Consider the following 22794-nt stretch of genomic DNA (forward strand, 5'->3'; position numbering starts at 1 on the left):
GGGGAGGAACGAGAGATGCCGATCTACAAGGCTCCGCTTGAGGATGTGCGCTTCGTCCTGGACGAAATCATCGGTCTGGACAAGCTGTCGGCCCTGCCGGGCTACGAGGACGCCACGCCGGAACTCGTCGGACAGGTGCTGGAGGAAGGCGCCAAGCTGTGCGAGGAGGTGCTGTTCCCGCTGAACCAGTCCGGCGATGGCGAGGGCTGCCATTTCGAGAATGGCGAGGTCCGTACGCCCAAGGGCTTCAAGGAGGCGTACACCACCTATATCGAGGCCGGCTGGCAGGGGCTGGCCTGCGACCCGGCCTATGGCGGGCAGGGGCTGCCGAAGCTGGTCAACATCATGCTGGAGGAGTTCATCTGCTCCGCCAACCTCAGCTTCGGCATGTATCCCGGCCTGTCGCTCGGCGCCTACAACGCGCTGGCGATGTATGGTTCGGACGAGCTGAAGCAGCGTTTCCTGCCCAAGCTGGTCGACGGCACCTGGTCCGGCACCATGTGCCTGACCGAGCCGCATTGCGGCACCGACCTCGGCATCATCCGCACCAAGGCGGTGCCGGATGAACGGGGCGGCTACAAGATCACCGGCACCAAGATCTTCATCTCGGCCGGCGAGCATGACCTGACCGAGAACATCCTGCATCTGGTACTGGCCCGCCTGCCGGACGCCCCGGCCGGGACCCGCGGCATCAGCCTGTTCCTGGTGCCGAAGTTCATGCCGAATGCCGACGGTACGCCGGGCGCGCGCAACGGCGTCGCCTGTGGCTCCATCGAGCACAAGATGGGCATCAAGGCGTCGTCGACCTGCGTCATGAACTTCGAGGACGCCACCGGCTGGCTGGTCGGCGAGCCGCACAAGGGCATGCGTGCCATGTTCGTGATGATGAACGCGGCCCGTCTGGCCGTGGGCATCCAGGGGCTGGGCCTGTCCGAGGTGTCGTACCAGAACGCCGTCAACTACGCCCGCGAGCGGCTCCAGGGCCGGTCGCTGTCGGGGGTGAAGGCGCCGGACAAGCCGGCCGATCCAATCATCGTCCACCCCGACGTGCGCAAGAACCTGCTGACCGCCCGCGCCTTCACCGAGGGTGCGCGCGCCCTGGGCGCCCTGACGGCCTACAAGCTCGACGTGGCGGAAAAGCACGCCGACGCCCGCACCCGCCGCGACGCCGACGAGTTCGTCCAGCTGATGACGCCGGTCGTCAAGGCGCTGTTCACCGACATCGGTTTCGAGTCGGCCAACATCGCCGTGCAGGTCCATGGCGGCCACGGCTTCATCTGGGAGACCGGCGTCGAGCAGTATGTCCGCGACGCCCGCATCTGCCAGATCTATGAGGGCACCAACGGCATCCAGGCGCTCGACCTCGTCGGCCGCAAGCTGCCGCAGGACATCGGCCGCCTGCTGCGCCACTTCTTCCACCCCGTCGGCCGCGACATCGAGACGGCGATGGAGAAGGACGAGCTGGGCGAGTTCGTGATGCCGCTGGCCAAGGCCTTCGCCAAGCTGCAGCAGGCCACCGCCCTGATCGCCCAGAAGGGCCTGAAGGATCCGGAGGAGGCGGGTGCCGCCGCCAGCGACTACCTGCGCCTGTTCGGTCTGGTGGCGCTGGGCTGGAGCTGGCTGACCATGGTGGAGAAGGCGCAGGCCAGGCTCGCGGCCGGGGAAGGCAACGCCGCCTTCTATGAGGCCAAGATCAAGACCGCCCGCTTCTATATGACCAAGCTGCTGCCGCAGACGAACAGCCTGTTCATCACCATCGCCGCCGGCGCCAAGCCGCTGATGGAACTGGAAGAGGCCGCTTTCTAACAGACCTGTCGATCCGCGTCCTATCGTCCTCCGGGGCGCGCAACTTCAAAGCCGGTCCGGTGCCAGAAATTGGTGCCGGCCGGCATTTTTTTAGATATTTCAAGATCCAGTGACGCATTCGCATATTGACCTAAAATTGTCATAGCGCTTTAGAAATATCACTCCCGGGAAGTGTTGCCTCCGTCCGCTAGGCCATCGGAGCGGTGACAAAAGTTAATTTCCGGTTGTCGGTCCTCGTCCCTGCGTGTTACATCTCAATAGAGATTACGTTCGGCCGGTGCCTGCTATATCCTTTGGATTTTAGGGAATATGCGGGTGGCGACAGCCCCCTCCTTTTCTCAAGCCCTTGGGGCGTCTTTCGGAGGGGCAGGCATGGTGCGGGAGTTTGAGCGATGAAGATCCTGATCGGTGATGATCACGTCCTGTTCCGGGAAGGTCTTCGCCGTCTGCTTGAGCAGCTTCGCGATAATGCTACCTTTGCGGAGGCCAGCAATTTCGACGAGCTTCTGGATATGGCGGCGTCGAAGGATGAGGCCTATGACCTTGTCCTGACGGACCTGCGCATGCCCGGCTGGCCCGGCTTCTCTGGCATCGGCATGCTGCGCGAGCGGCAGCCGAACGCCAAGGTCGTGGTCGTGTCGGCGTCGGAGGCACAGGCAGACGTGCGGGAGGCGCTGGAGAACGGCGCCGCCGGCTATATCCCGAAATCGTCCAGCGTGAAGATCATGCTGAGCGCGCTCGACCTGATCTTCTCCGGCGGCGTCTATGTGCCGGCGACGGTTCTGCGCGAGGGGACCGAGCCCGACCACCGCGGTGCCGGTGGCGTGATCCCGCCGACCGATCCGCAGCTGGAGCAGCTTCTGACCCAGCGTCAGCGCGAGGTTCTGGACCGCCTGCGCGAAGGCAAGTCGAACAAGCAGATCGCCCATGAACTGGGCCTGTCCGAAGGGACGGTGAAGATCCACATGACGGCGATCTTCAAGTCGTTGGGCGTTCGCAACCGCACTCAGGCGGCGATGGCCTTCCCGCAGTCGCATTCGGCCTGACGCCGCTCTTCCCGAACAGAATGAAACGACCCGCCGGAGCGCTCCGGCGGGTCGTTTTGCGTTTCAGGCGGTGTGGAACGCCTCACCCCATGCCGGCGACATAGCCCCGCAGCGACTCGACCTCCAGCTCGGCATCGTCGATGCGGGCCTTCACCACGTCGCCGATGCTGATCACGCCGACGACCCGGCCGGACTCGACGATGGGCACATGGCGGATGCGCCGCTGGGTCATCACCGCCATCATGTCGGCGACGGTGTCGGTGGGGGTGCCGGTGATCAGCTCCCGCGTCATCAGGTCTGCCGCCGGCCGGTCCAGCGCGCCGGCACCGTCGCGGGCGACGGCCCGCACCACGTCGCGTTCCGACAGGATGCCGACCGGTTGCCCGTCTTCATCGATCACCAGCACGGCGCCGATCCGGTGTTCGGTCAGCAGGCGGGTGACGGCGGCAACGCTGTCTTCCGGCGCGGCGGAGACGATCCGGTTGCCCTTGCGCTTCAATACGGCTGCAACATGCATGGCGGTACGGCCTCCCTTCCGTTGATCCCCGTAGGGGAATCATGGGGATAACCGTACAATCTGCAAGACTGATGGTAAAAAGAAAAAGACGGCCTCCCCCGGATGGGGAAGGCCGTCCTTCCGATGTCCGGAACTGATTCCGGAAACTGGTCTTAGAAGCGGTAGCCGACGCCGACGCCGACCAGCCACGGGTCCAGCGTGACCTTCGAGGAGACCGGAAGGACGCCGCCGCCGGGGAGGTTGGCGTTGGCGGTCACGTCGGTCTTCAGGAAGACCTTCTTGACGTCGAGGTTCAGCGACCAGTTGCCGGTCAGGGCGACGTCGACACCGGCCTGCAGGGCCCAGCCGAAGCGGTTCTTGTAGTTGGTGTCGGTGATCCGCACCCCGGCCGAGTTCGGGTTGTTGGCCGCGTCCTCGTTGTAGAACAGGGTGTAGTTGATGCCGGCGCCGACATACGGGCTGATGCGCTCCTTCGGCATGAAGTGGTACTGCACGGTCAGAGTCGGCGGCAGCAGCGACACCTTGCCGATTTCCGTGACGCCGCCGGCGCCGGCGATCAGGTTGCCCTTCACGCGGTGACGGCTGGTGCCGGCGATCAGCTCGGCGGCGATGTTGTCGGTGAAGAAGTAGGAGAAGTCGACTTCGGGGATGTAGTCGTTGCCGACCTTGGCCGAGCCGATGTCACCGATCGGGCTGTTGATCGTGCCCTTTTCCTGCGGCAGCACGGCCAGGCCGCGCGCACGGACGACGATGTCGCCGGCCGACTTGCCCTTGAAGTCCTGAGCGAGCGACGGGGAAGCGATGGCGACGAGGGCCGAGGTCGCCAGCAGGGCGGCGGCGGCGCGCGACAGGATGGTCATGGGGTCTGCTCCAGGCAATGCGTTGTTGCTGTTCTGTGGCATCAGCCGATGGAGCTATTACCAGACACCGTGTAAGGGTACTAGGGGGGCTACAACCCTTCCTCTCCTTCTGCAGCAGCTATGCAACAGTGACGAGTTGTCGCATGGACAAGGAAATCAAGGGCTTGGTTTGATTGTCCGCTGTGGGATCAGCGCCATGCAGTTCTGAACGATGGCATAGCATTGACCAAGTCGCGCGGAGCCGCCGCTGGCACCGCCATATACGACGCGCTCGACCACACCGTTTCTCAAACTGAAAGTTGCTTCACAGTCGAAGCTGTTGACTTCATAACCATAGGACGGCCAGCCATAGCCGTAACCGTAGTAGGGCCATCCCCAGCCGCCATAATAGCCGATCGGCGGCGTGCTGGGGTAGGAGACGATGCGGGAGCTGCGGTAGGTGAAGAACTCCTGGTTGCCGACGGTCGCCTGCCGTTCCGGCACCCCGGCGCAGGACAGCAGCGTCGCCTTGGACATGCCGATCAGCGCGGTCTGCGCCGCCAGCGCCTCGTCCGCCGCAGGGTTGGCACAGCCGCCGAGCGCTCCGGCAGAAGCCAATGCCAGGACGGCGAACGCCCTCCGTGCCACAGGTCCCTTCGCCACCAGACGCACAGACATCGCACGCCTCCTCCGTCCTGATGCCGGGCTACCATAGCCTGCCTTATCGGGCCCTTGCCGGCGACAGGTCCGACTCGGCTACTCCCAATGCCCGCACATCCTCCGGCAGGCCGCGGCCGGTGACGAGCCCCGCCGCCACCCGACCCATGGCCGGCGCGGTCTGGATGCCGTAACCGCCCTGGGCCGCCAGCCAGAAGAAGCCCTCCGCATCCGGCGCGAAACCCACCACCGGCACCTTGTCGGCGACGAAACTGCGCAAGCCTGCCCACCGGTGGGCCAATCTGCGAACGGAGAAGCGCGAGGCCTGCTCCAGCCGGTCCACCGTCACGGCGACGTCGATGTCCTCGGGCTGCACGTCGCAGGGCTCGATCGGCGTCTGGTCGGCGGGGGAGGCCAGCAGCCGGCCGGCATCCGGCTTCACATAGAAGGTCTCGGCCACGTCCGACACCATCGGCCAGCCGTCCAGCCCGGTCTTGTCGGCCGGATCCTCGAACACCGGATCGAAGGTGATGGCGGTGCGCCGCTTCGGCACCAGCCCGACGGTGGCGACTCCGGCCAGCTTCGCCAGCTCGTCCGCCCAGGCGCCGGCGGCATTCACCACCACCGGCGCGGCAAAGCTGCCGGCGCTGGTTTCGGCCACCCACAGCCCATCCTGCCGGGTGAGCGTCCGCACCTCGGCATCCGTCACCACCCGGCCGCCGCGCGCCTTCAGCCCGCGCAGATAGCCCTGGTGCAGGGCATGCACGTCGATGTCGCGGGCGTCCGGCTCCCAAACGCCGCCGGCGACATAGTCCGGGCGCAGGAAGGGCGCGCGGGCCAGAACCTGTTCGCGGTCATAGCGTTCAACCGACGGGGTCAGGCGGCGGCCCTGCTCGAATTCGGCATCCAGCCGGTCGATCTCATGCTCGCGGCCGATGATGAGGACGCCGCGCGGCGTCAGCAGGTCGTGCTCGGCGAAGCCGGCGGGCGGGCTGGTGTAGAAGTCCCAGCTCGCCACCGTCAGGGCGCGGATGGGTGCCGGACCGTAGGTCTGGGTGTAGAGCGCCGCCGACCGGTCTGTCGAGTGATAGCCGGGCTGCGACTCGCGCTCCAGCACCAGCACCCGGCCCTGTGCGGCCAGCTCATAGGCGGCGGACGCCCCGGCGATGCCGGCCCCGACCACCAGAAAATCGACGCGCTCCACTCGTCCCGCTCCTCAACTTGTTATCGGCCGCCTATCGCGTGGCGACGCTTAGGCTTGGCATTTGATCCGGCAGAGCCACCATTTCAAGGATCAGCTTCTGCCGCAGGGCGGCGACGAAGCTGTCCTTGTCCATGGCGCTCTTCACGAAGCTGCCCGGCCCGCCGATCACGCTTTCGTCGAAATACTCCTCCAGCCAGGGGAATTCGTCGAGGATGGCGAGGCCGTTGACGATGATTCCGCGCTTCGTCACCCGGTCTCGGGCGTCGGCCGGATCGATCCCGCTGTTGGAAAAGCCGTTGGAAACCAGATCGATCACCTGCCTCGGCGCCTTGCCGCCGTGGTCGAACAGCTTCGCCGCCTCCAGGATCGCGCTGCCGATCGCCGTCGAGTCGCCCTGGAAGCCGCGGGGCAGGGCGTCGATCCGGTCGGCGAAGCGCCCGGCATCCTCCGGCTTGTCCAGCGTCGTCCAGGGGATCAGCACCCGCAGGCTGTTCGGACCGGAATAGGCGGCCAGCGTCACCCGCGTCCCGGCCGAAGCCAGCGCATCGGCCACCGCGGGATCGCGGAAGGCGGCGGCATGGCCCTGCAACTGGAATTCCAGGTCGCCGGTGGTGATGGAGGCGGAGCCGTCGAGCGCCAGCACCAGCGCCACCCCCGCCTTCTTCTCCGCCGTTTTCTCGGGCGGCGCGGCCAGCACCTCGCCGCACAGCGCCAGCAGGACGAACAGGACGGCGATCACGGCACGCAGCATTCTTATCGGCACTCCATCCTGCGCGAGCCCTTCTCACACGTTGGAAAGGGCGTGGCGCACCACCTTCACCATCACCGACGGCAGGGCATGATCGCCCAGCCGGTCGACCGGCACCCAGGTTCCGTCGGCCTGCCGCCAGTCGGTCCCGGCCTGCGCCGCGACCACCTCAAGCTCCAGGTGAAAATGGGTGAATGTATGGCGGACCAGACCGGGCAGCCGGCGCCAGCGGGCGGGCAGGGGCTGCTGCGCCGCCACCGCGGCCTCGCCGGGCAACTCCGGTCCCCAGGAGGTCGAGGGCACCTCCGCCATGCCGCCCAGGAGCCCTTCCTCCGCCCGGCGGCGCAGCAGGACGGCGCCGTCGGGGTTCAGCAGCCAATAGGCGACGCCGCGCCGGGTCGGCTTCTCCGCCTTGGCCACCTTGCGCGGCAGGCTTTCGGCGATGCCGGCGGCGCGCGCCTCGCAATACTCCGCCCACGGGCACAGCATGCATTTCGGCTTGCGTGGGGTGCAGATGGTGGCGCCGAGGTCCATCATCGCCTGGGCATAGTCGCCGGGACGGAACTCCGGCGTCAGGGTTGCGGCCAGCCGGCGCAGGGTCGGCTTGGCATTGGGCAGAGGCTCCTCCACCGCGAAGATGCGGGCGATCACCCGCTCGACATTGCCGTCCACCACGGTGGCCTTGCGGCCGAAGGCGATGGCGGTGATGGCTGCGGCGGTGTAGGCGCCGATGCCCGGCAGTTCCAGCAGCGCCGCCTCGTTGTCCGGAAAGATTCCGCCATGAACGTCCGCCACCACGCGGGCGCATTTGTGCAGGTTGCGCGCCCGCGCGTAGTAGCCGAGCCCGGCCCAGGCCACCAGCAGATCGTCCAGCGGCGATTCCGCCAGATCGCGCACGGTCGGCCAGCGTTCGGTGAAGTTGCGGAAATAGGGCGCTGCGGCGGGGACCGTCGTCTGCTGCAGCATGATCTCCGACAGCCAGACCCGGTAGGGATCGGCGGTCTCGTCCGGCTTGGCGCGCCAGGGCAGGTCGCGGCGGTGGCGGTCGTACCAGGACAACAGCCGCCGGGCGGCCTTGGTGGAATCTGGAATCATGATGGGAAGAAATAGAGGGTCCGGAGCGTCTGGGGAAGGGAGCCGGTCCGGTCTCTGGTCGGAAGCTGGGCATCGGCCCACGCTTGCGCTAGGGTGCCGGCATCCCACATGACCCGGAACCGGTGCCTGAACCGGGGCCGTACAGGAGTGATCGCAGAGCATGACCGGACCGCGTCGCATCGGCCAATCCGTTCCGGAGGTCGCCGGCAAGGTGCTGGGCAAGCGCGGGCTTGCCTTCGGCGCGCTGATCACCGACTGGCCGTCCATCGTCGGCCACCAGCTGTCGCTGCGCACCGCCCCCGACAAGCTCAGCTTCCCCCGCGGCAAGCGCGAGGAGGCGACCCTGCACATCCGCGCCATGGGCGCCATCGCGCTGGAGCTGCAGCATCTGGAGCCGCAGATCATCGAGCGCATCAACAGCTTCTTCGGCTATCGCGCGGTGGCGAAGATCAAGCTGATCCACGCGGCCCTGCCGTCCACCCCGTCTCCGGTGGTGCGCCCGCGCGCCCTGACGATGGACGAGGAGATCGGCATCACGACCACCACCGCGGCCATCGAGGACGAGGAACTGCGCGCCACCCTGGAACGCTTCGGCCGCTCGCTGATGGCGCGGCCGAAACGGGCGGTGCGCTAGTCGGCCTGCTGGACGCGCCGGGGCCTGATTGTCTATACGTCAACATCTGGTAGGAACGAGGGCAAAGTGAACCGCAAAATTTTGGGACGCAGGTACTTCGGGCTGGCCGGCCTTCTGGCCATCGGCTTCACCGTCGCCATTGGCACCGCCGTGACGGCTCCGTCGGCCGCCCGCGCCGCCGCCACCCTGCCGCCGGTGTCGGAGATGATGGCCGACCGCGTCATGGGCGATCCCAAGGCGCCGGTGACGATCCTCGACTATTCGTCGATGACCTGCCCGCACTGCGCCCATTTCCACACCGACATCCTGCCGAAGATCAAGGAAGCCTACATCGACACCGGCAAGGCCAAGCTGATCTTCCGCGACTTCCCCTTCGATCAGGCGGCGCTCAGCGCCAGCATGCTGGCCCACTGTGCGCCGGCCGAGCGCTACTACCCGTTGACCGATGTGCTGTTCAAGAGCCAGTCGACTTGGAGCCGCGCCGCCGACCCGAGCAAGGCGCTGGCCCAGTATGGCAAGCTGGCCGGCATGAGCCAGGAGACCATCGACGCCTGCTTCGCCAACAAGGAGTTGGCCGACGCCATCCTGAACAGCCGCCTGACCGGCCAGAACCAGTACAAGGTCGAAGCCACCCCGACCTTCATCCTCAATGATGGCAAGGCCCGCATCGAAGGCGCCCAGTCGTTCGAGGAGTTCTCCAAGGCGATCGACAAGTTGCTGAAGTAAGCGCCTGAAAATTGCCCCCACCTAACCTCCCCCGCTGGGCGGGGGAGGGACTGCCGCCACCCTCCCGTACAAAAACTTGTCCCCTCCCCCGCCCAGCGGGGGAGGGTTAGGGTGGGGGCATTCGAAGCCGACACTTCGCCACTCGAAGCCCGCACCTCCTCAAAGCCCAGTACACCAAAGGTTCTTTCCCAGTGCAGTTCACGCGTCTCCGCCTGTCGGGTTTCAAGTCTTTCGTCGATGCCACGGACCTGGTCATCGAACCCGGCATGACCGGCATCGTCGGTCCCAACGGCTGCGGCAAGTCCAATCTGGTGGAGGCGCTGCGCTGGGTGATGGGCGAGACGTCGGCCAAGCGCATGCGCGGCGACGACATGGACGACGTCATCTTCGGCGGCACCTCCAGCCGGCCGGCGCGCAATCTGGGCGAGGTGACGCTGGCGGTCGACAACCGATCGCGCACCGCGCCGGCCGGTTTCAACGAGCATGACGAGCTGGAGATCACCCGGCGGATCGAGCGCGGCTCCGGCTCCGATTACCGCATCAACGGCAAGCTGGTGCGGGCGCGCGACGTCCAGCTGCTGTTTGCCGACAACGCGTCGGGCGCCGGCTCCCCGGCGCTGGTCAGCCAGGGCAAGGTGGCGCAGATCATCTCCGCCAAGCCGCAGGACCGCCGCGCCCTGCTGGAGGAGGCCGCCGGCATCACCGGCCTGCATTCCCGCCGGCACGAGGCCGAATTGCGGCTGAAGGCGGCGGAGACCAACCTGACCCGCCTCGACGACGTGATCGGGGCGATGGACACCCAGCTGCAGAGCTTGAAGAAGCAGGCGCGGCAGGCCGCCCGCTACCGCAACCTGTCCGACCAGATCCGCAAGGCGGAGGCCGTGCTGTGGCACCTGCGCTGGCTCGCCGCGCAGGAGGAGCGCACCCGCGCCCACGCCGCCTTCGCCACCGCCGAGGCCGAGGTGCGCGACCGCATGCTGGCCGTCACCCAGCTGACCGCCCGCCGGACCGAGGCCGCGGCCGGCCTGCCAGACAAGCGCCAGGACGAGGCGCGCGCAGCATCCGCCCTGCAACGGCTGGTGATCGCCCGCGAACAGCTCGACGCCGAGGAAAAGCGCGTCGCCGACCAGCAGCGCACGTTGGAAGCCCGGCTGCGCCAGATCGCCGGCGATCTCGGCCGCGAGGAGGCGCTGGCTGCCGACGCCGGCGAGGCGCTGGCCCGGCTGGTGGCCGAACGCGACCGGCTGATCGCGGCGCAGGCCGACGAGGAAATGCTGGAGGAGGCTGCGGGCGACGCTCTGGCCGAGGCGCGCGAGCAGGTCGATGCGCTCGACCGCGAATTGACCCGCCTGACCGAAGCCGTCGCCACCGACGAGGCCCGCCGCGCCGCCACCCAGCGTCAGGCCGCCGAGCTGGAAACCCGTGCCGCCGGCCTCGCAAAGCGTCTGGCCGAGCAGCAGGCCCAGCGTGCCGCCCTGGAGGCGGAGATCGCCGCCCGCGCCGACCTGTCGGAGGCCGAGCTGGCGGTCGAACTGGCCGAACAGCGGCTGGAACAGGCTCGAGACGCCGCCGAGGCCGCCGAACAGGCGAAGGCGGAGGCCGAGCCGGCGCAGTCCCGCGCTCGCGAGGCGCTGTCCGCCGCCGACAGTGCCTGCGCCAAGCTGCGCGCCGAGGAACGGGCGCTGGCCGAATTGCTGCAAGCCGGGGCGGGTGGACAGTTTCCGCCGCTGGTCGATGCGGTGACGGTGTCGCCCGGCTATGAGGGCGCGCTCGCCGCCGCGCTCGGCGATGCGTTGACCGCTCCGCTCGACATGGCGGCACCGGTGCATTGGCGCATGCTGCCTGCCTATGAGTCGGTGGCGCCGCTGCCGGCCGGGGCTGAGCCGCTGTCGAACCATGTGCAGGGGCCGCCGGCCGCCGCCCGTGCGCTCGCCCATATCGGGGTGGTCGCCGATGCCGGGACCGGGGTGGCGTTGGCCGCGACCCTGGCGCCCGGGCAGGTGCTGGTCAGCCGCGACGGCGGGGCGTGGCGTTGGGATGGGCTGACCGTGCAGGCCGGCGCCCCGACTGCCGCCGCCATCCGCTTGAAGCAGCGCAACCGTTTGGCCGAACTGCGCGGCGAACTGGAGCTTGCTGAGGAGCAGGTCGAGCTGGCGCGCGAGGCGCTCGACGCCGCCAAGCTGGCGGTGGAGGCGGCTGCCCAGGCCGACCGCCGTGCCCGCGACGCCGTGCGCGATGGCTTCGCCGCGCTGAACGCCGCCCGCGACCGCCATGCCAAGCTGGCGCGCGAGGCCGACGCCGCATCCTCGCGCCTCGCCGCCCTGGTGGAGGCGGTGGAGCGGCTTGCCGCCGACGAGCGCGAGGCCGCCGCCCGCCGGGACGAGGCGCTGGAACTGCTGGACTCGCTGCCCGACCCGCGTGAAGGGCGGGAGCGGGTGAATGACCAGCGTGCCGCCCTGGCCGAACGCCGCGCGGTTCTGGCCGAGCGGCAGAATGCGTTGGACCGCCTGACCCGCGAGGCGCAGGCGCGGCGCCAGCGTCTGGCCGCCATCCAGTCCGAAACCGCCTCCTGGGACACCCGCTCCGCCGGGGCCGGCGGACGTGTGGCGGAACTGCGCCAGCGCTCGCAAGAGGCGGAAGGCGAGATCGCCGCGCTGTCCGGCCGCCCGGCCGCGATCGCGGCGGAACGCCAGGAGCTTCTCGACCGCATTGCCATGGCCGAGCGCGACCGCAAACGCGCCGCCGACGCGCTGGCGGAGGCCGAATCGCGGCTGGCCGGGACCGAACAGGCCCTGCACGATGCGGAAGCGGCGTTGGCCGATGGCCGCGAAGCCCGTGCCCGTGCCGAGGCCGCGGTTTCGGCCGCCCAGCAGCAGGAGCGCACCCTGACGGAGCGCATCGCCGAACGGCTGGACTGCCGGCCGGAGGACACCCGCGCCGCCGCCGACCTCGACCCCGCCGAACCGATGCCCGACGCGACGGCGGTGGAGGCCCGGCTCGACAAGCTGACCCGCGAGCGCGAGAACATGGGGCCGGTCAACCTGCGCGCCGAGATCGAGGCGGAAGAGCTGGAGGCCCAGATCACCGGCCTGCATGGCGAGCGCGAGGACCTGACCGCCGCCATCGCCCGCCTGCGCCAGGGAATCTCCAGTCTGAACCGTGAGGCGCGCGAGCGTCTGGTCGCCAGCTTCGATGTGGTCAACCGCGACTTCCAGGAGCTGTTCACCCGCCTGTTCGGCGGCGGCAAAGCCTATCTGGAACTGGTCAACGCCGAGGATCCGCTGAACGCCGGCCTGGAGATCTACGCCAGCCCGCCGGGCAAGAAGCTACAGGTTCTCTCCCTGTTGTCGGGCGGCGAGCAGGCGCTGACGGCGCTGTCACTGCTGTTCGCCGTCTTCCGCTCGAACCCGGCGCCGATCTGCGTGCTGGACGAGGTCGACGCCCCGCTGGACGAGGCGAATGTCGGCCGCTTCTGCGATCTGGTGGAGGACATCGCGCGGCAGGGCGACACCCGCTTCCTCATCATCACCCACCACCGCCTGACCATGGCGCGGGTGGACCGCCTGTTCGGCGTGACGATGGTGGAGCGCGGCGTCTCGCAGCTGGTCAGCGTCGATCTCAGCCGCGCCGAAGAGCTGCGCGGGGTAGCGTGACGCCCCTCCCCCTCCCGCCATGGAACGCGGAAGGGGGCGACGGGGGTGGTTACGCCGTGACCGGCATCCGGCCGTCCCGCGTGCGCATCAGCAGCCAGACCACCGAAACGCCCAGCAGCTTCGACGCGAAGCTGGCGGCCCAGACGGTGGGGTCCCAGACATCCAGCATGCCGAAGAAGATGGCGGTGTCGACCGGCACCGACAGGGCGGCGCTGATCCATAGCCGGTCGCGCAGGGGGCGGCGGGTGATGGTGAAGACCGCCCAGTCGATCATCTCCGACACCGCGAAGGCGACGACGCTGGCGGTGGCGACGAACGGATCGGTCAGCAGATAGGACAGCACGGTGCCGCCCAGCATGGCGGCGAGCGCCCAATGGCCGAAGCGCACCTGCACCATGTCGCGCAGGATGAAGATCAGGCCGGCCCAGCAGGACCAGACCAGATCCAGATGCGGAAACAGGCTGAAGGCGTAGTTGATGGCAAGAATGCTGCCGATATAGGCGGCGAGCCAGAGCATGGCGATGTTCCTCCGAGAGCGGACCCGCGGCAATACGGGCGCTGATGACCGGAGCCGACCCCGCGTGAATGCGAGCGCCCCGAAACCGCTTTAGCTAACAGAACATCGCCATGGTGGGAAGTCCGTAAGGCTCCCTCTCCTGGGGCGGGAGAGGGCAAATTCCCTCACACCGGCGTCGCGTCGCTCTTCATCAGCGCGTAGGTGTAGCTGTCCACCAGCGCTTCCATCGACGCCTCGATGATGTTGGTGGACACGCCCAGCGTCGACCATTCGCTGCCGTCGGTGCGGGCGCTGCGGATCAGCACGCGCGGCATGGCGCCGGTGCCGTCCTTGGCCGCCAGGATGCGGACGCGGTAGTCGGACAGGCTGACCTTGGCCAGTGCCGGATAGACCGGCTCCAGCGCCTTGCGCATGGCGACGTCCAGCGCATGCACCGGGCCGTTGCCGTCCGCCACCTCCAGCCGCACGGTGTCGCCGACGCGCACGCGCACCACCGCTTCCGACTCCACCACCAGCTTGCCGACCGCGTTGTAGCGGCGCTCGTCGGTGACGTGGAAGCGCAGCAATTCGAAGAAGCGCGGCACCTCGCCCAGCTCGCGCCGGACCAGCAGCTCGAAGCTGGCCTCCGCCGTGTCATAGGCATAGCCGTCGCTGTCGCGCTGCTTCACCAGATCGAGCAGGCCGGCCAGACGCTCGTCCTTCGCATCCACCGCCATGCCGATGTCGCGCAGCCGCACGATCAGGTTGGAGCGGCCGGCCTGGTCGGACATGACGATCTGGCGGCGGTTGCCGATGGCCTCCGGCGCCACATGCTCGTAGGAGGACGGGTCCTTCTCCACCGCCGAGACATGCAGCCCGCCCTTATGGGCGAAGGCGCTGGCGCCGACGTAAGGGGCGTGGCGGTTGGGGGCGCGGTTCAGCCGGTCGTCGAAGGCGCGGCTCAACTGGGTCAGGAGATGCAGATCCTCGCGCCGGATGCCGGTCTCGTAGCCCAGCTTCAGCATCAGCGTCGGGATCAGCGAGACGAGGTTGGCGTTGCCGCAGCGCTCGCCCAGACCGTTGATGGTGCCCTGGATCATGCGGGCACCGGCCCGCACCGCCGCCAGCGAGTTGGCGACGGCGTTCTCGGTGTCGTTGTGGCAGTGGATGCCGAGACGGTCGCCGGGAATGCCGTGCGTCTCCACCACCTCGCGGACGATGGCGTCGACCTCGTGCGGCAGGGTGCCGCCGTTGGTGTCGCACAGCACGATCCAGCGCGCCCCGGCGTCATGGGCAGCCTTGATGCAGGACACCGCATAGGCCGGATTGCGCTTGTAGCCGTCGAAGAAATGCTCCGCGTCGAACAGCGCCTCGCCCTTGGCGGCATGCAGCGCGGCGATGCTGTCGTGGATCAGGTCGAGATTTTCCTCGCGCGGGATGTTCAGCGCGACGTCGACATGGAAGTCCCAGGTCTTGCCGACCATGCACACCGCCTTGGCGCGCGACTGCGCCAGCGCCGTCAGCTGCGGGTCGTTGGCGGCGCTGCGGCCGGGGCGGCGGGTCATGCCGAAGGCGGTGAAGGTGGCGCGGGTCAGCTCCGGCGCCTCGGCGAAGAACTGGTCGTCGGTCGGATTGGCGCCCGGCCAGCCGCCTTCGATGTAATCGATGCCCAGCCGGTCCAGGTCCTTGGCAATCGCAATCTTGTCGGCGACCGAGAAATCCACATCCTGGGTCTGCGCCCCGTCGCGCAGCGTGGTGTCGTAGAGAAAGATGCGCTCGCCCGTCATCGCCGCCTGACCTGTAAATACAAGGGGACCGGCAGAGTTTTGCCGCCCTGTGGAAAGCCGGGAGAATGGACGATGCGACGCTTATCCTCAACCGTTTTGACAAGAAACTTGCGGAAAGCAGGCTTTCGCCGCAACGGAAGGGAATGGCGGAGCGATACGCTCCGTCTTCCGGGGTCAGCGCGCGAACAGGCGGTAGAGGGCGGAATGATCCAGCCCGCCGTCGCCCTGGTCCACCAGCATCTCGAACAGCTCCAGCGACAGGCCGAGCGTCGGCAGGTCGATGCCGGACTGCTGGGCCAGTTCCTCCGCCTGCCGCAGATCCTTGACCTGGGTGGTGACGCGGCCGCCGGGGGTGAAGTCGCCGCTGACCATGCGGCCGCCATGCAGGTCGAGGATGCGGGATTCGGCGAAGCCGCCGCGAATGGCGTCGCGCACCTTGGCCGGATCGGCGCCGGCCGCCTTGGCGAGCGCCAACGCTTCCGCCACCGCGCCGATGGTCAGGGCGACGATGACCTGATTGGCCGACTTGGCGATCTGGCCGGCGCCGCTGGCCCCGACATGGGTGATGCGGCGGCCCATCGCCTGCAGCACCGGCAGGGCGCGGGCGAAGGCGGTCTCCGACCCGCCGGCCATGATGGTCAGGATCGCCCCCTCCGCCGCCACGGTTCCGCCGGAGACGGGCGCGTCGAGCCACTCCGCCCCGGCGGCGGCGACACGCTGCGCCAGCGCGCGGGTGGCGGCAACGGCGGTGGTGCCCATGTCGATCACCAGATGGCCGGGGCGCAGGACCGGCAGCAGCGCCTCGGCCACCGTTTCCACCGCCGCAGTGTCGGTCAGCATCAGGATGATGGTCCCGGCCTGTCCGGCGACGGCGGCGGGGCCGGTGGCGGCGATCATGCCTTCCGCCGCCATCTCGGCGACCGGGCCGGGGCTGCGGCTGGAAACCACCAACTCCGCGCCGGCACGGGCGAGCGCGCGGGCCATCGGCTTGCCCATCAGGCCAAGCCCGATGAAGCCGATGCGCTGGCCGGCGAGGTCGGGGCGGAGGGTCTCTTCGGTCATGTCAAAGCTTTCAGCAAAGAATGGAAGACGGTCACAGGCGCATGTGGCGGGCGCGGGCGCCGCGTTCGATGGCGGCGGCGCACAGCCGGTCGACCCCCAGCCGGTGGCGGATCAGCTCGAGCATCCGCAGTTCCTCCTGCGAGGCCTTGGGATCGGCGGCGGCGATGTCGCAGGCCACCGCATAGGCGGTCTCGCGCAGCTTGGACGGCAGCGCCTGCTCGACGATGGTCAGCACCGTGTCCAGCCCGTCGTTGTCGGACAGCATGGCGGTGCATTCGCGCGTCGCGGCCATCACCTGATCGCCGCTGTAATCCTTGAAGATCGGCAGGTAGCGCACATTCTCGCCAATGGCTTCCAGCTCAGGGTCGGTCATGTCGCCATCGCAGGCGGACACCAGGACCATGATGTAGATGAGCGCGCTGTGGTGGTCGATCATGGCGTCGGTCGGCTTTCTCATGAGGCGGTCTCCCCCGGGGAGTGGTCGCAAGTCGGGTCGGCAATCTCGAACGCCGCCTGCGCGGCGTCAAGCTTTGGCGTCCGACGCCGCTTTCGCGCCGTCAAGGGTGCCATGCTTGGCGCGGAGAGGTCGGCCGCTCGACGCGACGGTTGGGTCTGCCTATTGTCGCGCACCATGAACGTCGTCCTCAATGTCGCATTTCCCGTATTCGCCATCATTCTGGCCGGATTTCTGTCCGGGAAGTCGAAGCTGCTCGGCGCCGCCTCGTCGGAGGCGCTGAACAAGTTCGTCTATTGGATGGCGCTGCCGCCGGTGCTGTTCCTAGGAACGGCGAGACGGTCGATCCCGGAAATCTTCAACGGCCCCTTCATCGGCGCCTTCCTGGGGTCGATGCTGATGGTCTATGCGCTGGGCGCGATCATCGGGCGGCTTCTGCGGCGGGAGCGCACGCAGATCCAATGCATGCAGGGCCTGAACTCGGCCTTTTCCAACACCGGCTACATGGGCATCCCGCTGTTCCTGGCCGCCTTCGGCCCGGACCATCTCGCCCCCACCATCCTGGCGACCGTCATCATGAGCGCCATCATGGTCGGCATCGCCGTGATCTGGATGGAGTTCGCCAACAGCCACGGCGGCGGGCTGGGCAAGGCCCTGCGCGACGTCGGCCGGGCGCTGGCGAAGAACCCGCTGATCCTGTCGACCGCCGCCGGCCTCGCCTGGTCGGCGCTGCTCCCCGGCGTGGCGGTGCCGAAGCCGATCGCCACCTTCTGCGAACTGATGGGCTCCCCCGCCGGCCCCTGCGCGCTGTTCGCCATCGGCCTGTTCCTGGCCTCGCAACGGCTGACCGCCGGGCTGGCGGAGGCGGGGTGGATCAGCGCGCTGAAGCTACTGGTCCATCCGGCGCTGGCCTGGGTGCTGACGCAGACGCTGTTCCCGATGGACCCCTTCTGGACCGGCAGCGCGGTGATCCTGGCGGCCTTGCCGACCGGCGCGCTCACCTTCGTGGTGGCGAGCCAGTACCAGACCTATGTCGAGCGCACCTCCTCGGCCATCCTGGTCTCGACGGTGCTGAGCGTGGTGACGCTGTCGGCGCTGCTGGCGGTTTATGCGCCTGGGGGGTGAGGAGCGCAGCTTCCCCCATTGCGCGTGACCGATTTCTTCTGCACGATTTTTCGTATCAGCCATCCAGTGCGGAGAAATGTCATGCCGTCGAGCCGCGTGCGAGAGTGGGTTCTGTTGAATGACTTTTTCGAGCACAAGGTCCGGCAGGGAAATGACGTGTTCGTTCCGGACACATCCTATCCCCACATACACATCGGCAAGGGCTTCGTCGTTTTCTCCAGGACTTCGAACGACCATCCGGACCTGATCCGCGGCGACATCGTTTCGACGGCGCGGGCGCAGTCACTGGTCATTGATCTGCAAGGCACTAAAGATCCCCGCAAAGAGCGGTTTGCCGACATCCTTCAGATCTGCCGCTTCATCGCCCACCAGTTCTGAGCGGACGCCCTCACCACCCCCGCAGGAACTCCGCCGTCTCCTCCACCGCCTGCTTCAGCCCGACGCGCCGCATCTCCACCCCCCCGGGGAAGGCGCCGGCCAGCCGGCTCGGCATCATCGGGTCGAGCAGGACGAACACGCCGGTGTCGTCGGCGCGGCGGACCAGACGGCCGAAAGCCTGTTTCAGGCGCAGTCGGGTGATCATGTCCTCGTAGCGCCGGCGGCCGAAGGCCTCGCGGCGGGCACGGTGCAGGATGTCGGGACGCGGCCAGGGCACGCGGTCGAAAACGATCAGGCGAAGCGAGCGGCCCGGCACGTCCACCCCGTCGCGCACCGCGTCGGTGCCGAGAAGGCAGGCGTGCTCCTCGTTGCGGAAGATGTCGATCAGGGTGGACACGTCGAGCGGATCGACATGCTGGGCATAGAGCGGGATGCCGACCTGATCCAGCGGCTCGGCGATGCGGTCGCGCACCGCGCGCAGGCGGCTGATCGCGGTGAACAGGCCCAACCCGCCGCCGCCGGCCGCCAGGAACAGCGATTTGTAGGCCGCCGACACCTGCCCGAGGTCGTCCTTGCGCACGTCGTTGACCACGAAAACGCGGGTGCGGTTCGGATAGTCGAAGGGCGAGGGGACCTGCGCCCGGATCGCCGGGGCCGGCAGGTGGCTGGCCCCGCAGCGGTCCTCCGCCGCGCGCCAGTCCTGGCCGACATCGCCGGTGCCGTCGGTCAGCGTGGCGCTGGTCACCACCAAGCCATGGGCGGGACCGGCCAGAGCCTCGGCGAAAGGAACGGTCGGATCGACCCAGTGGCGGTACAGCCCGACATCGACGTCGCGGCCGTCGATCCGCTCCACCGCGAACCAGTCCACGAAGTGGGACGGCGTTTCGGTCGGCAGGGTGCGCAGCATGGCGCGCCACGCCTCCACCGTCAGGGTGCCGCGGCGGTGCAGGCTGCGTGACAGGGCGTCGATGCGTCGGCGCTGGTCGGAATCCAGTTCGGCGCTCTCGTCCTCAAGCCGCTGGGCCAGCCGGCGGGCCAGCGCCTCCACCGGTTCGGACAGGCGGACCAGCGCCTGTTCCAGCTCCGCCGCGGCATCCAGCAACCCATCCACCGGATAGGCCTTGTCGGCCTCCAGGCTGTAGGGACCGCCTTGGCCGGCGGTGCGGGCATAGACCTGCTGGCGGGCGAGCAGAAGGAAACGCTCGGTCGGCCCCTGCGGGTTGTCGGCGGCCAGACGCGCCGACCAGCCATCGCCGGGCAGCACGCGGGCGCCCATCAGGATGTCGTCGAGATGGCGCAGAGCCTCCTCGTCGCCGGCGACGATGTCCTCCAGCCGGCGCTTCAGCCCGCGGGCGCGGCTGCGGCCGGTCTCCTCGGCACCCAACAGCCAACGCCGCAGCTCCTGTGTCTCGCGGCAGGTCAGATGGCCGGCGAAGGCGCTGTCGGCGGCGTCGAAGACATGGTGTCCTTCGTCGAAGACATAGCGGCTGGGCAGCGTCGGCTCCTCGCCGCCGCCGAGCGCCGCCTGCACCATCACCAGCGCGTGGTTGGCGATGACGATGTCGGCGCGGCGGGCGCGGCGGACGCTCTTCTCGATGTAGCAGCGGGCGTAATGATCGCAGGCTGAATAGATGCACTCGCCGCGGCGGTCGGCCAGCCCCATGGTCGGGCCGCGCCCGGCGATGTCGACCAGCCAGCCGGGGAAGTCGCCTCCGGTCATGTCGCCGTCGCGCGTCGCCGCCGCCCAGCGCGCCATCAGCCCGACGCCGATGGCGTTGTGCGGCTGGAAGGGCATGGCACGCACCGCGTCTTCAAGGTTCAGCAGGCACAGGTAATTCTCGCGCCCTTTGCGCAGAACCACCTTGCGCGCCTTGGTCGCCGGGTCGGCATAGAGCCGGTCCAGTTCCCCGTCGATCTGGTGCTGGAGGTTGCGGGTGTAGGTGGAAATCCACACCGTCCCGCCATTCTTCTCCGCCCACACCGTGGCCGGCGCCAGATAGCCCAGCGTCTTGCCGACGCCGGTTCCGGCCTCCGCCAGCACGACATTCGGGGTGTCGGGCAACTGGCGGGGCGCGAAGGCCGCCGACACCGCGCTGGAATAATCGGCCTGCTGGGGCCGCGGCTCCGCCACCTTGCCCAGCACATTGGCCGACAGCATGGCGGCGAGGCGGCGGCGCGCCTCCTCCGGATCGACCGGGTTCTGAGCGGGTGGCGGCGGGGGTGCGCCTTCCTCCCACTCCTTGATGCGGGTCCAGACGCGCAGGCCGGAGCGGGCGGCCCCCTTCTCCGGCCCGTCGGGCTTGCCCAGCGCCGCCAGAACAGCCGGCGCCCAGGGCCACCCGGCACGCCCCATCTCCCAGGCGAAGGCGACGGGGTCGGAGGACTCCTCCCGCCCGGCGGCACCCAGGTCACCCAGCAGGCGGCGCACGGCGCGTTGCAGGGCCAGCGCCTCCGCCTCGTGGCCGTCGGGGGTGGGCAGGTCGAGCGCCTCGGCGATGCCGCGCGGGGTGGGGACGCAGAAGCGGGCAGGGTGGACGAAGGCGAACAGCTCCAGCACGTCGAAGGCCGGGAAGCCGTCGATCCCCAGCCGGCGGGCAAAGGCGCGGGCATGGCAGACCAGCGGCGGCAGACGGCGCACCTTCGATGCGGCGGCGGCCAGCGACAGCTCCTCCACCTCGCCGTCGAGCGTCAGCGACACGACGCGGCGCGCGCCGGCCACCATGGCGGGCGCATCGTCAAGGCTGTGGAGCGGGGTGGGGTCGGCGGTCAGGTCCATCGGCGGCACTATATGGCGGCGGCATGCCGCAAAGCGAGTGCCGGATGTTGACGGCCCGCCGCTTCACCCCCATTGAGGGAAGTCCGGGGAGCCAGGCGGAGACGGGACCTTATGCGGAAACTGCTGCGCTGGGCGCTGATCGGGGCGGCGGGGCTGATGGCCTTCACCATTCTATGGGCGGCGCTCTACCGGATCGTGCCGCCGCCGGCCACGCCGCTGATGCTGATCCGGGCGCTGGGCGGTTCCGGCCTGTCGCGCGACTGGGAGCCGCTGGAGCGCATTTCGCCGGCCCTGGCAGAGGCGGTGATCGCGTCGGAGGATACCGGCTTCTGCGGCCATGGCGGATTCGACTGGGCGGCCATCGAGGACGCCTTCGAGGACAACGAAGAAGGCAAGCGCCTGCGCGGCGGCAGCACCATCAGCCAGCAGACCGCCAAGAACGCTTTCCTCTGGCCCGACCGCAGCTGGACCCGCAAGGGGGCGGAGACCTGGTTCACCCTGCTGATCGAAAGCCTGTGGAGCAAGCGCCGCATCCTGGAGGTCTATCTGAACATCGTGGAGTGGGACGACGGCGTCTATGGCGCCGAAGCCGCCGCGCGGCATCATTTCCACAAATCCGCGGCGGCGCTGACCCGGCGCGAGGCGGCGCTGCTGGCCGTGGTGCTGCCCAATCCGCGCAACTGGTCGCCCACCCGGCCCGGCTCTTACGTCGCCCGCCGGGCGGGAGTGATCGAGCGGCGGATGGCGGTGGTGCGGCGGGACGGGTTGGCGGACTGCGTGCGGTGAGCATTTTGGCGGCAAACACTTGCCCCCACCCTAACCCTCCCCCGCTGGGCGGGGGAGGGGACAGGCGCCTGATCGGAAAAGCAGCGGCAGTCCCTCCCCCGCCCAGCGGGGGAGGTTAGGTGGGGGTCTAACTTCTCGAAAGCGGCGCTGCTACCCTCCACCGAATCTTAACCCCCACCGCGTTAGCATCCATGATGCCCCCGCCGCTCCGGAGGAGGCCGACCATGGCCACGCGTCGCACGCTGCACGGAACGCCGTACCCGACACCGCCTCCCGCCCCGATGCGCGAGGAGTTGGTGCCGCACCATGCCTCGGAGCCGGAAGCGGCCCATCCCACCCGCCTGCTGATCATCGTCCTGATCTCGCTGCTGACCCTGGCCGGGCTGGCCTATGGCGGCGGCATCGCGGTGGACCGCATCCTCGAACAGCGGCGGATCGAGGCGCGGATGGGGCCGAAACCGCATCTTGCGCAGCTGCCGGCGATGGAACTGCCGCTGGGCGGGTCGCGGGCGGTGGAGATGCAGGTCTCGCTGGTGCTGGCGCCGAAGGTGACCGCCGACCGGGTGCTGCGCTACCAGGACCGCATCGCCGACCGCCTGTTCCAGACCGTCGGCCAAACCGACAGCGAAATCCTGACCGGCCCCGGCTCTGCCGCCTTCCTGAAGGCGCGCATTCGGGACGCCGTCAACCGCGAGGCGGGGACCGGCCTGATCCGCGACATCTACATCGAACGCATGGTCGTCAAGTGACGCACGCGGGGCTCGTTCGGCGATGGCCCTTGTCTTGTGCGGCGCAATAGCTTATGTAGGGCGTCTTGATCGCTGGAGGCTCGCGCGTCTCTTGAGCGAGACGCGCTGTGATTGCGCAACGGCAGCTCCTTCGGGGGCAAACGTCCCAGGGTTCTAGGGACGCTCTGGCCGCTGCATCGGATAGACGCCTCTCCCTCTATCGACCTCCTCCCGGCGAGTCCGCCGGTATGTCCCACGCCCGCCATCGGGGCGCGCG

The 22794-nt window shown here is 68.7% G+C and carries 20 protein-coding genes; 9 read left to right on the forward strand and 11 right to left on the reverse strand.

Annotation, left to right across the window (positions count from 1 at the left end; translation table 11 throughout):
• Positions 1-15: 15 nt before the first annotated feature.
• Together TSH20_RS27880 and TSH20_RS27885 are read left to right on the forward strand one after the other, a co-directional pair.
• Positions 16-1806, forward strand: coding sequence for an acyl-CoA dehydrogenase C-terminal domain-containing protein (locus TSH20_RS27880; RefSeq protein ID WP_109155971.1), 1791 nt, complete (start codon positions 16-18; stop codon positions 1804-1806).
• Between the two features lie 392 nt (positions 1807-2198).
• Entirely contained in the window at positions 2199-2852 is a 654-nt protein-coding gene (locus TSH20_RS27885; RefSeq protein WP_109155972.1) for a response regulator transcription factor, read from the forward strand.
• A gap of 82 nt (positions 2853-2934) precedes the next feature.
• Here TSH20_RS27885 and TSH20_RS27890 read toward each other — a convergent pair whose 3' ends face one another.
• The 6 genes from TSH20_RS27890 to mutY all read right to left on the reverse strand — a co-directional run bounded on the left by TSH20_RS27890 (position 2935) and on the right by mutY (position 7912).
• Positions 2935-3369 (reverse strand): CBS domain-containing protein, encoded by a 435-nt coding sequence (locus tag TSH20_RS27890; RefSeq protein WP_109155973.1) that lies wholly within the window; start codon positions 3367-3369, stop codon positions 2935-2937.
• Positions 3370-3521: 152 nt separating this feature from the next.
• On the reverse strand, positions 3522-4229 hold the full coding sequence (locus TSH20_RS27895; protein WP_247871212.1) for an OmpW family outer membrane protein: 708 nt from the start codon (positions 4227-4229) through the stop codon (positions 3522-3524).
• Positions 4230-4385: 156 nt separating this feature from the next.
• Positions 4386-4886: a hypothetical protein gene (locus tag TSH20_RS27900; protein ID WP_247871213.1), complete on the reverse strand. Its 501-nt coding sequence runs from the start codon at positions 4884-4886 to the stop codon at positions 4386-4388.
• Between the two features lie 43 nt (positions 4887-4929).
• Positions 4930-6069, reverse strand: a complete 1140-nt coding sequence (locus tag TSH20_RS27905) for an FAD-dependent oxidoreductase (protein WP_109155975.1) — start codon at positions 6067-6069, stop codon at positions 4930-4932.
• Positions 6070-6100: 31 nt separating this feature from the next.
• The gene (locus TSH20_RS27910) at positions 6101-6820 is read right to left on the reverse strand and encodes a DUF1194 domain-containing protein (RefSeq protein ID WP_109155976.1); all 720 of its coding nucleotides are present in this window, start codon (positions 6818-6820) and stop codon (positions 6101-6103) included.
• Positions 6821-6853: 33 nt separating this feature from the next.
• Positions 6854-7912, reverse strand: a complete 1059-nt coding sequence (mutY, locus tag TSH20_RS27915) for an A/G-specific adenine glycosylase (RefSeq protein WP_109155977.1) — start codon at positions 7910-7912, stop codon at positions 6854-6856.
• A gap of 160 nt (positions 7913-8072) precedes the next feature.
• Here mutY and TSH20_RS27920 point away from each other — a divergent pair, with 160 nt between their 5' ends.
• From TSH20_RS27920 to smc, 3 genes are all read left to right on the forward strand, one after another.
• Positions 8073-8546, forward strand: coding sequence for a DciA family protein (locus TSH20_RS27920; RefSeq protein WP_109155978.1), 474 nt, complete (start codon positions 8073-8075; stop codon positions 8544-8546).
• A 66-nt stretch (positions 8547-8612) separates the two neighbouring features.
• Positions 8613-9272, forward strand: coding sequence for a DsbA family protein (locus tag TSH20_RS27925; RefSeq protein WP_109155979.1), 660 nt, complete (start codon positions 8613-8615; stop codon positions 9270-9272).
• Positions 9273-9463: 191 nt separating this feature from the next.
• On the forward strand, positions 9464-12925 hold the full coding sequence (gene smc, locus TSH20_RS27935) for a chromosome segregation protein SMC (RefSeq protein WP_109155980.1): 3462 nt from the start codon (positions 9464-9466) through the stop codon (positions 12923-12925).
• A 49-nt stretch (positions 12926-12974) separates the two neighbouring features.
• Here smc and TSH20_RS27940 read toward each other — a convergent pair whose 3' ends face one another.
• From TSH20_RS27940 to TSH20_RS27955, 4 genes are all read right to left on the reverse strand, one after another.
• Positions 12975-13442, reverse strand: a complete 468-nt coding sequence (locus tag TSH20_RS27940; RefSeq protein ID WP_109151859.1) for a preQ0 transporter — start codon at positions 13440-13442, stop codon at positions 12975-12977.
• 164 nt (positions 13443-13606) lie between these two features.
• Positions 13607-15208: a citramalate synthase gene (cimA, locus tag TSH20_RS27945; protein ID WP_109155981.1), complete on the reverse strand. Its 1602-nt coding sequence runs from the start codon at positions 15206-15208 to the stop codon at positions 13607-13609.
• A gap of 174 nt (positions 15209-15382) precedes the next feature.
• Positions 15383-16270, reverse strand: a complete 888-nt coding sequence (locus tag TSH20_RS27950) for an NAD(P)-dependent oxidoreductase (protein ID WP_109155982.1) — start codon at positions 16268-16270, stop codon at positions 15383-15385.
• Between the two features lie 31 nt (positions 16271-16301).
• Entirely contained in the window at positions 16302-16727 is a 426-nt protein-coding gene (locus tag TSH20_RS27955) for a tellurite resistance TerB family protein (RefSeq protein WP_109151862.1), read from the reverse strand.
• 174 nt (positions 16728-16901) lie between these two features.
• On the opposite strand from TSH20_RS27955, the gene TSH20_RS27960 reads away from it, so the two are divergent.
• Entirely contained in the window at positions 16902-17849 is a 948-nt protein-coding gene (locus tag TSH20_RS27960; protein ID WP_109155999.1) for an AEC family transporter, read from the forward strand.
• A gap of 81 nt (positions 17850-17930) precedes the next feature.
• Positions 17931-18227: a hypothetical protein gene (locus TSH20_RS27965; protein WP_109151863.1), complete on the forward strand. Its 297-nt coding sequence runs from the start codon at positions 17931-17933 to the stop codon at positions 18225-18227.
• A gap of 10 nt (positions 18228-18237) precedes the next feature.
• On the opposite strand, the gene TSH20_RS27970 is transcribed toward TSH20_RS27965, so the two are convergent.
• Positions 18238-21003: an ATP-dependent DNA helicase gene (locus TSH20_RS27970; protein WP_109155983.1), complete on the reverse strand. Its 2766-nt coding sequence runs from the start codon at positions 21001-21003 to the stop codon at positions 18238-18240.
• A gap of 111 nt (positions 21004-21114) precedes the next feature.
• On the opposite strand from TSH20_RS27970, the gene mtgA reads away from it, so the two are divergent.
• Positions 21115-21789, forward strand: coding sequence for a monofunctional biosynthetic peptidoglycan transglycosylase (gene mtgA / locus TSH20_RS27975; RefSeq protein WP_109155984.1), 675 nt, complete (start codon positions 21115-21117; stop codon positions 21787-21789).
• Positions 21790-22013: 224 nt separating this feature from the next.
• A complete protein-coding gene (locus TSH20_RS27980; RefSeq protein WP_109155985.1) occupies positions 22014-22538 on the forward strand; it encodes a flagellar basal body-associated FliL family protein in 525 nt (174 codons plus the stop codon).
• The last annotated feature ends 256 nt before the right edge of the window (positions 22539-22794 follow it).

The sequence above is a fragment of the Azospirillum sp. TSH20 genome (assembly GCF_003115935.1).
Taxonomy (GTDB): domain Bacteria; phylum Pseudomonadota; class Alphaproteobacteria; order Azospirillales; family Azospirillaceae; genus Azospirillum.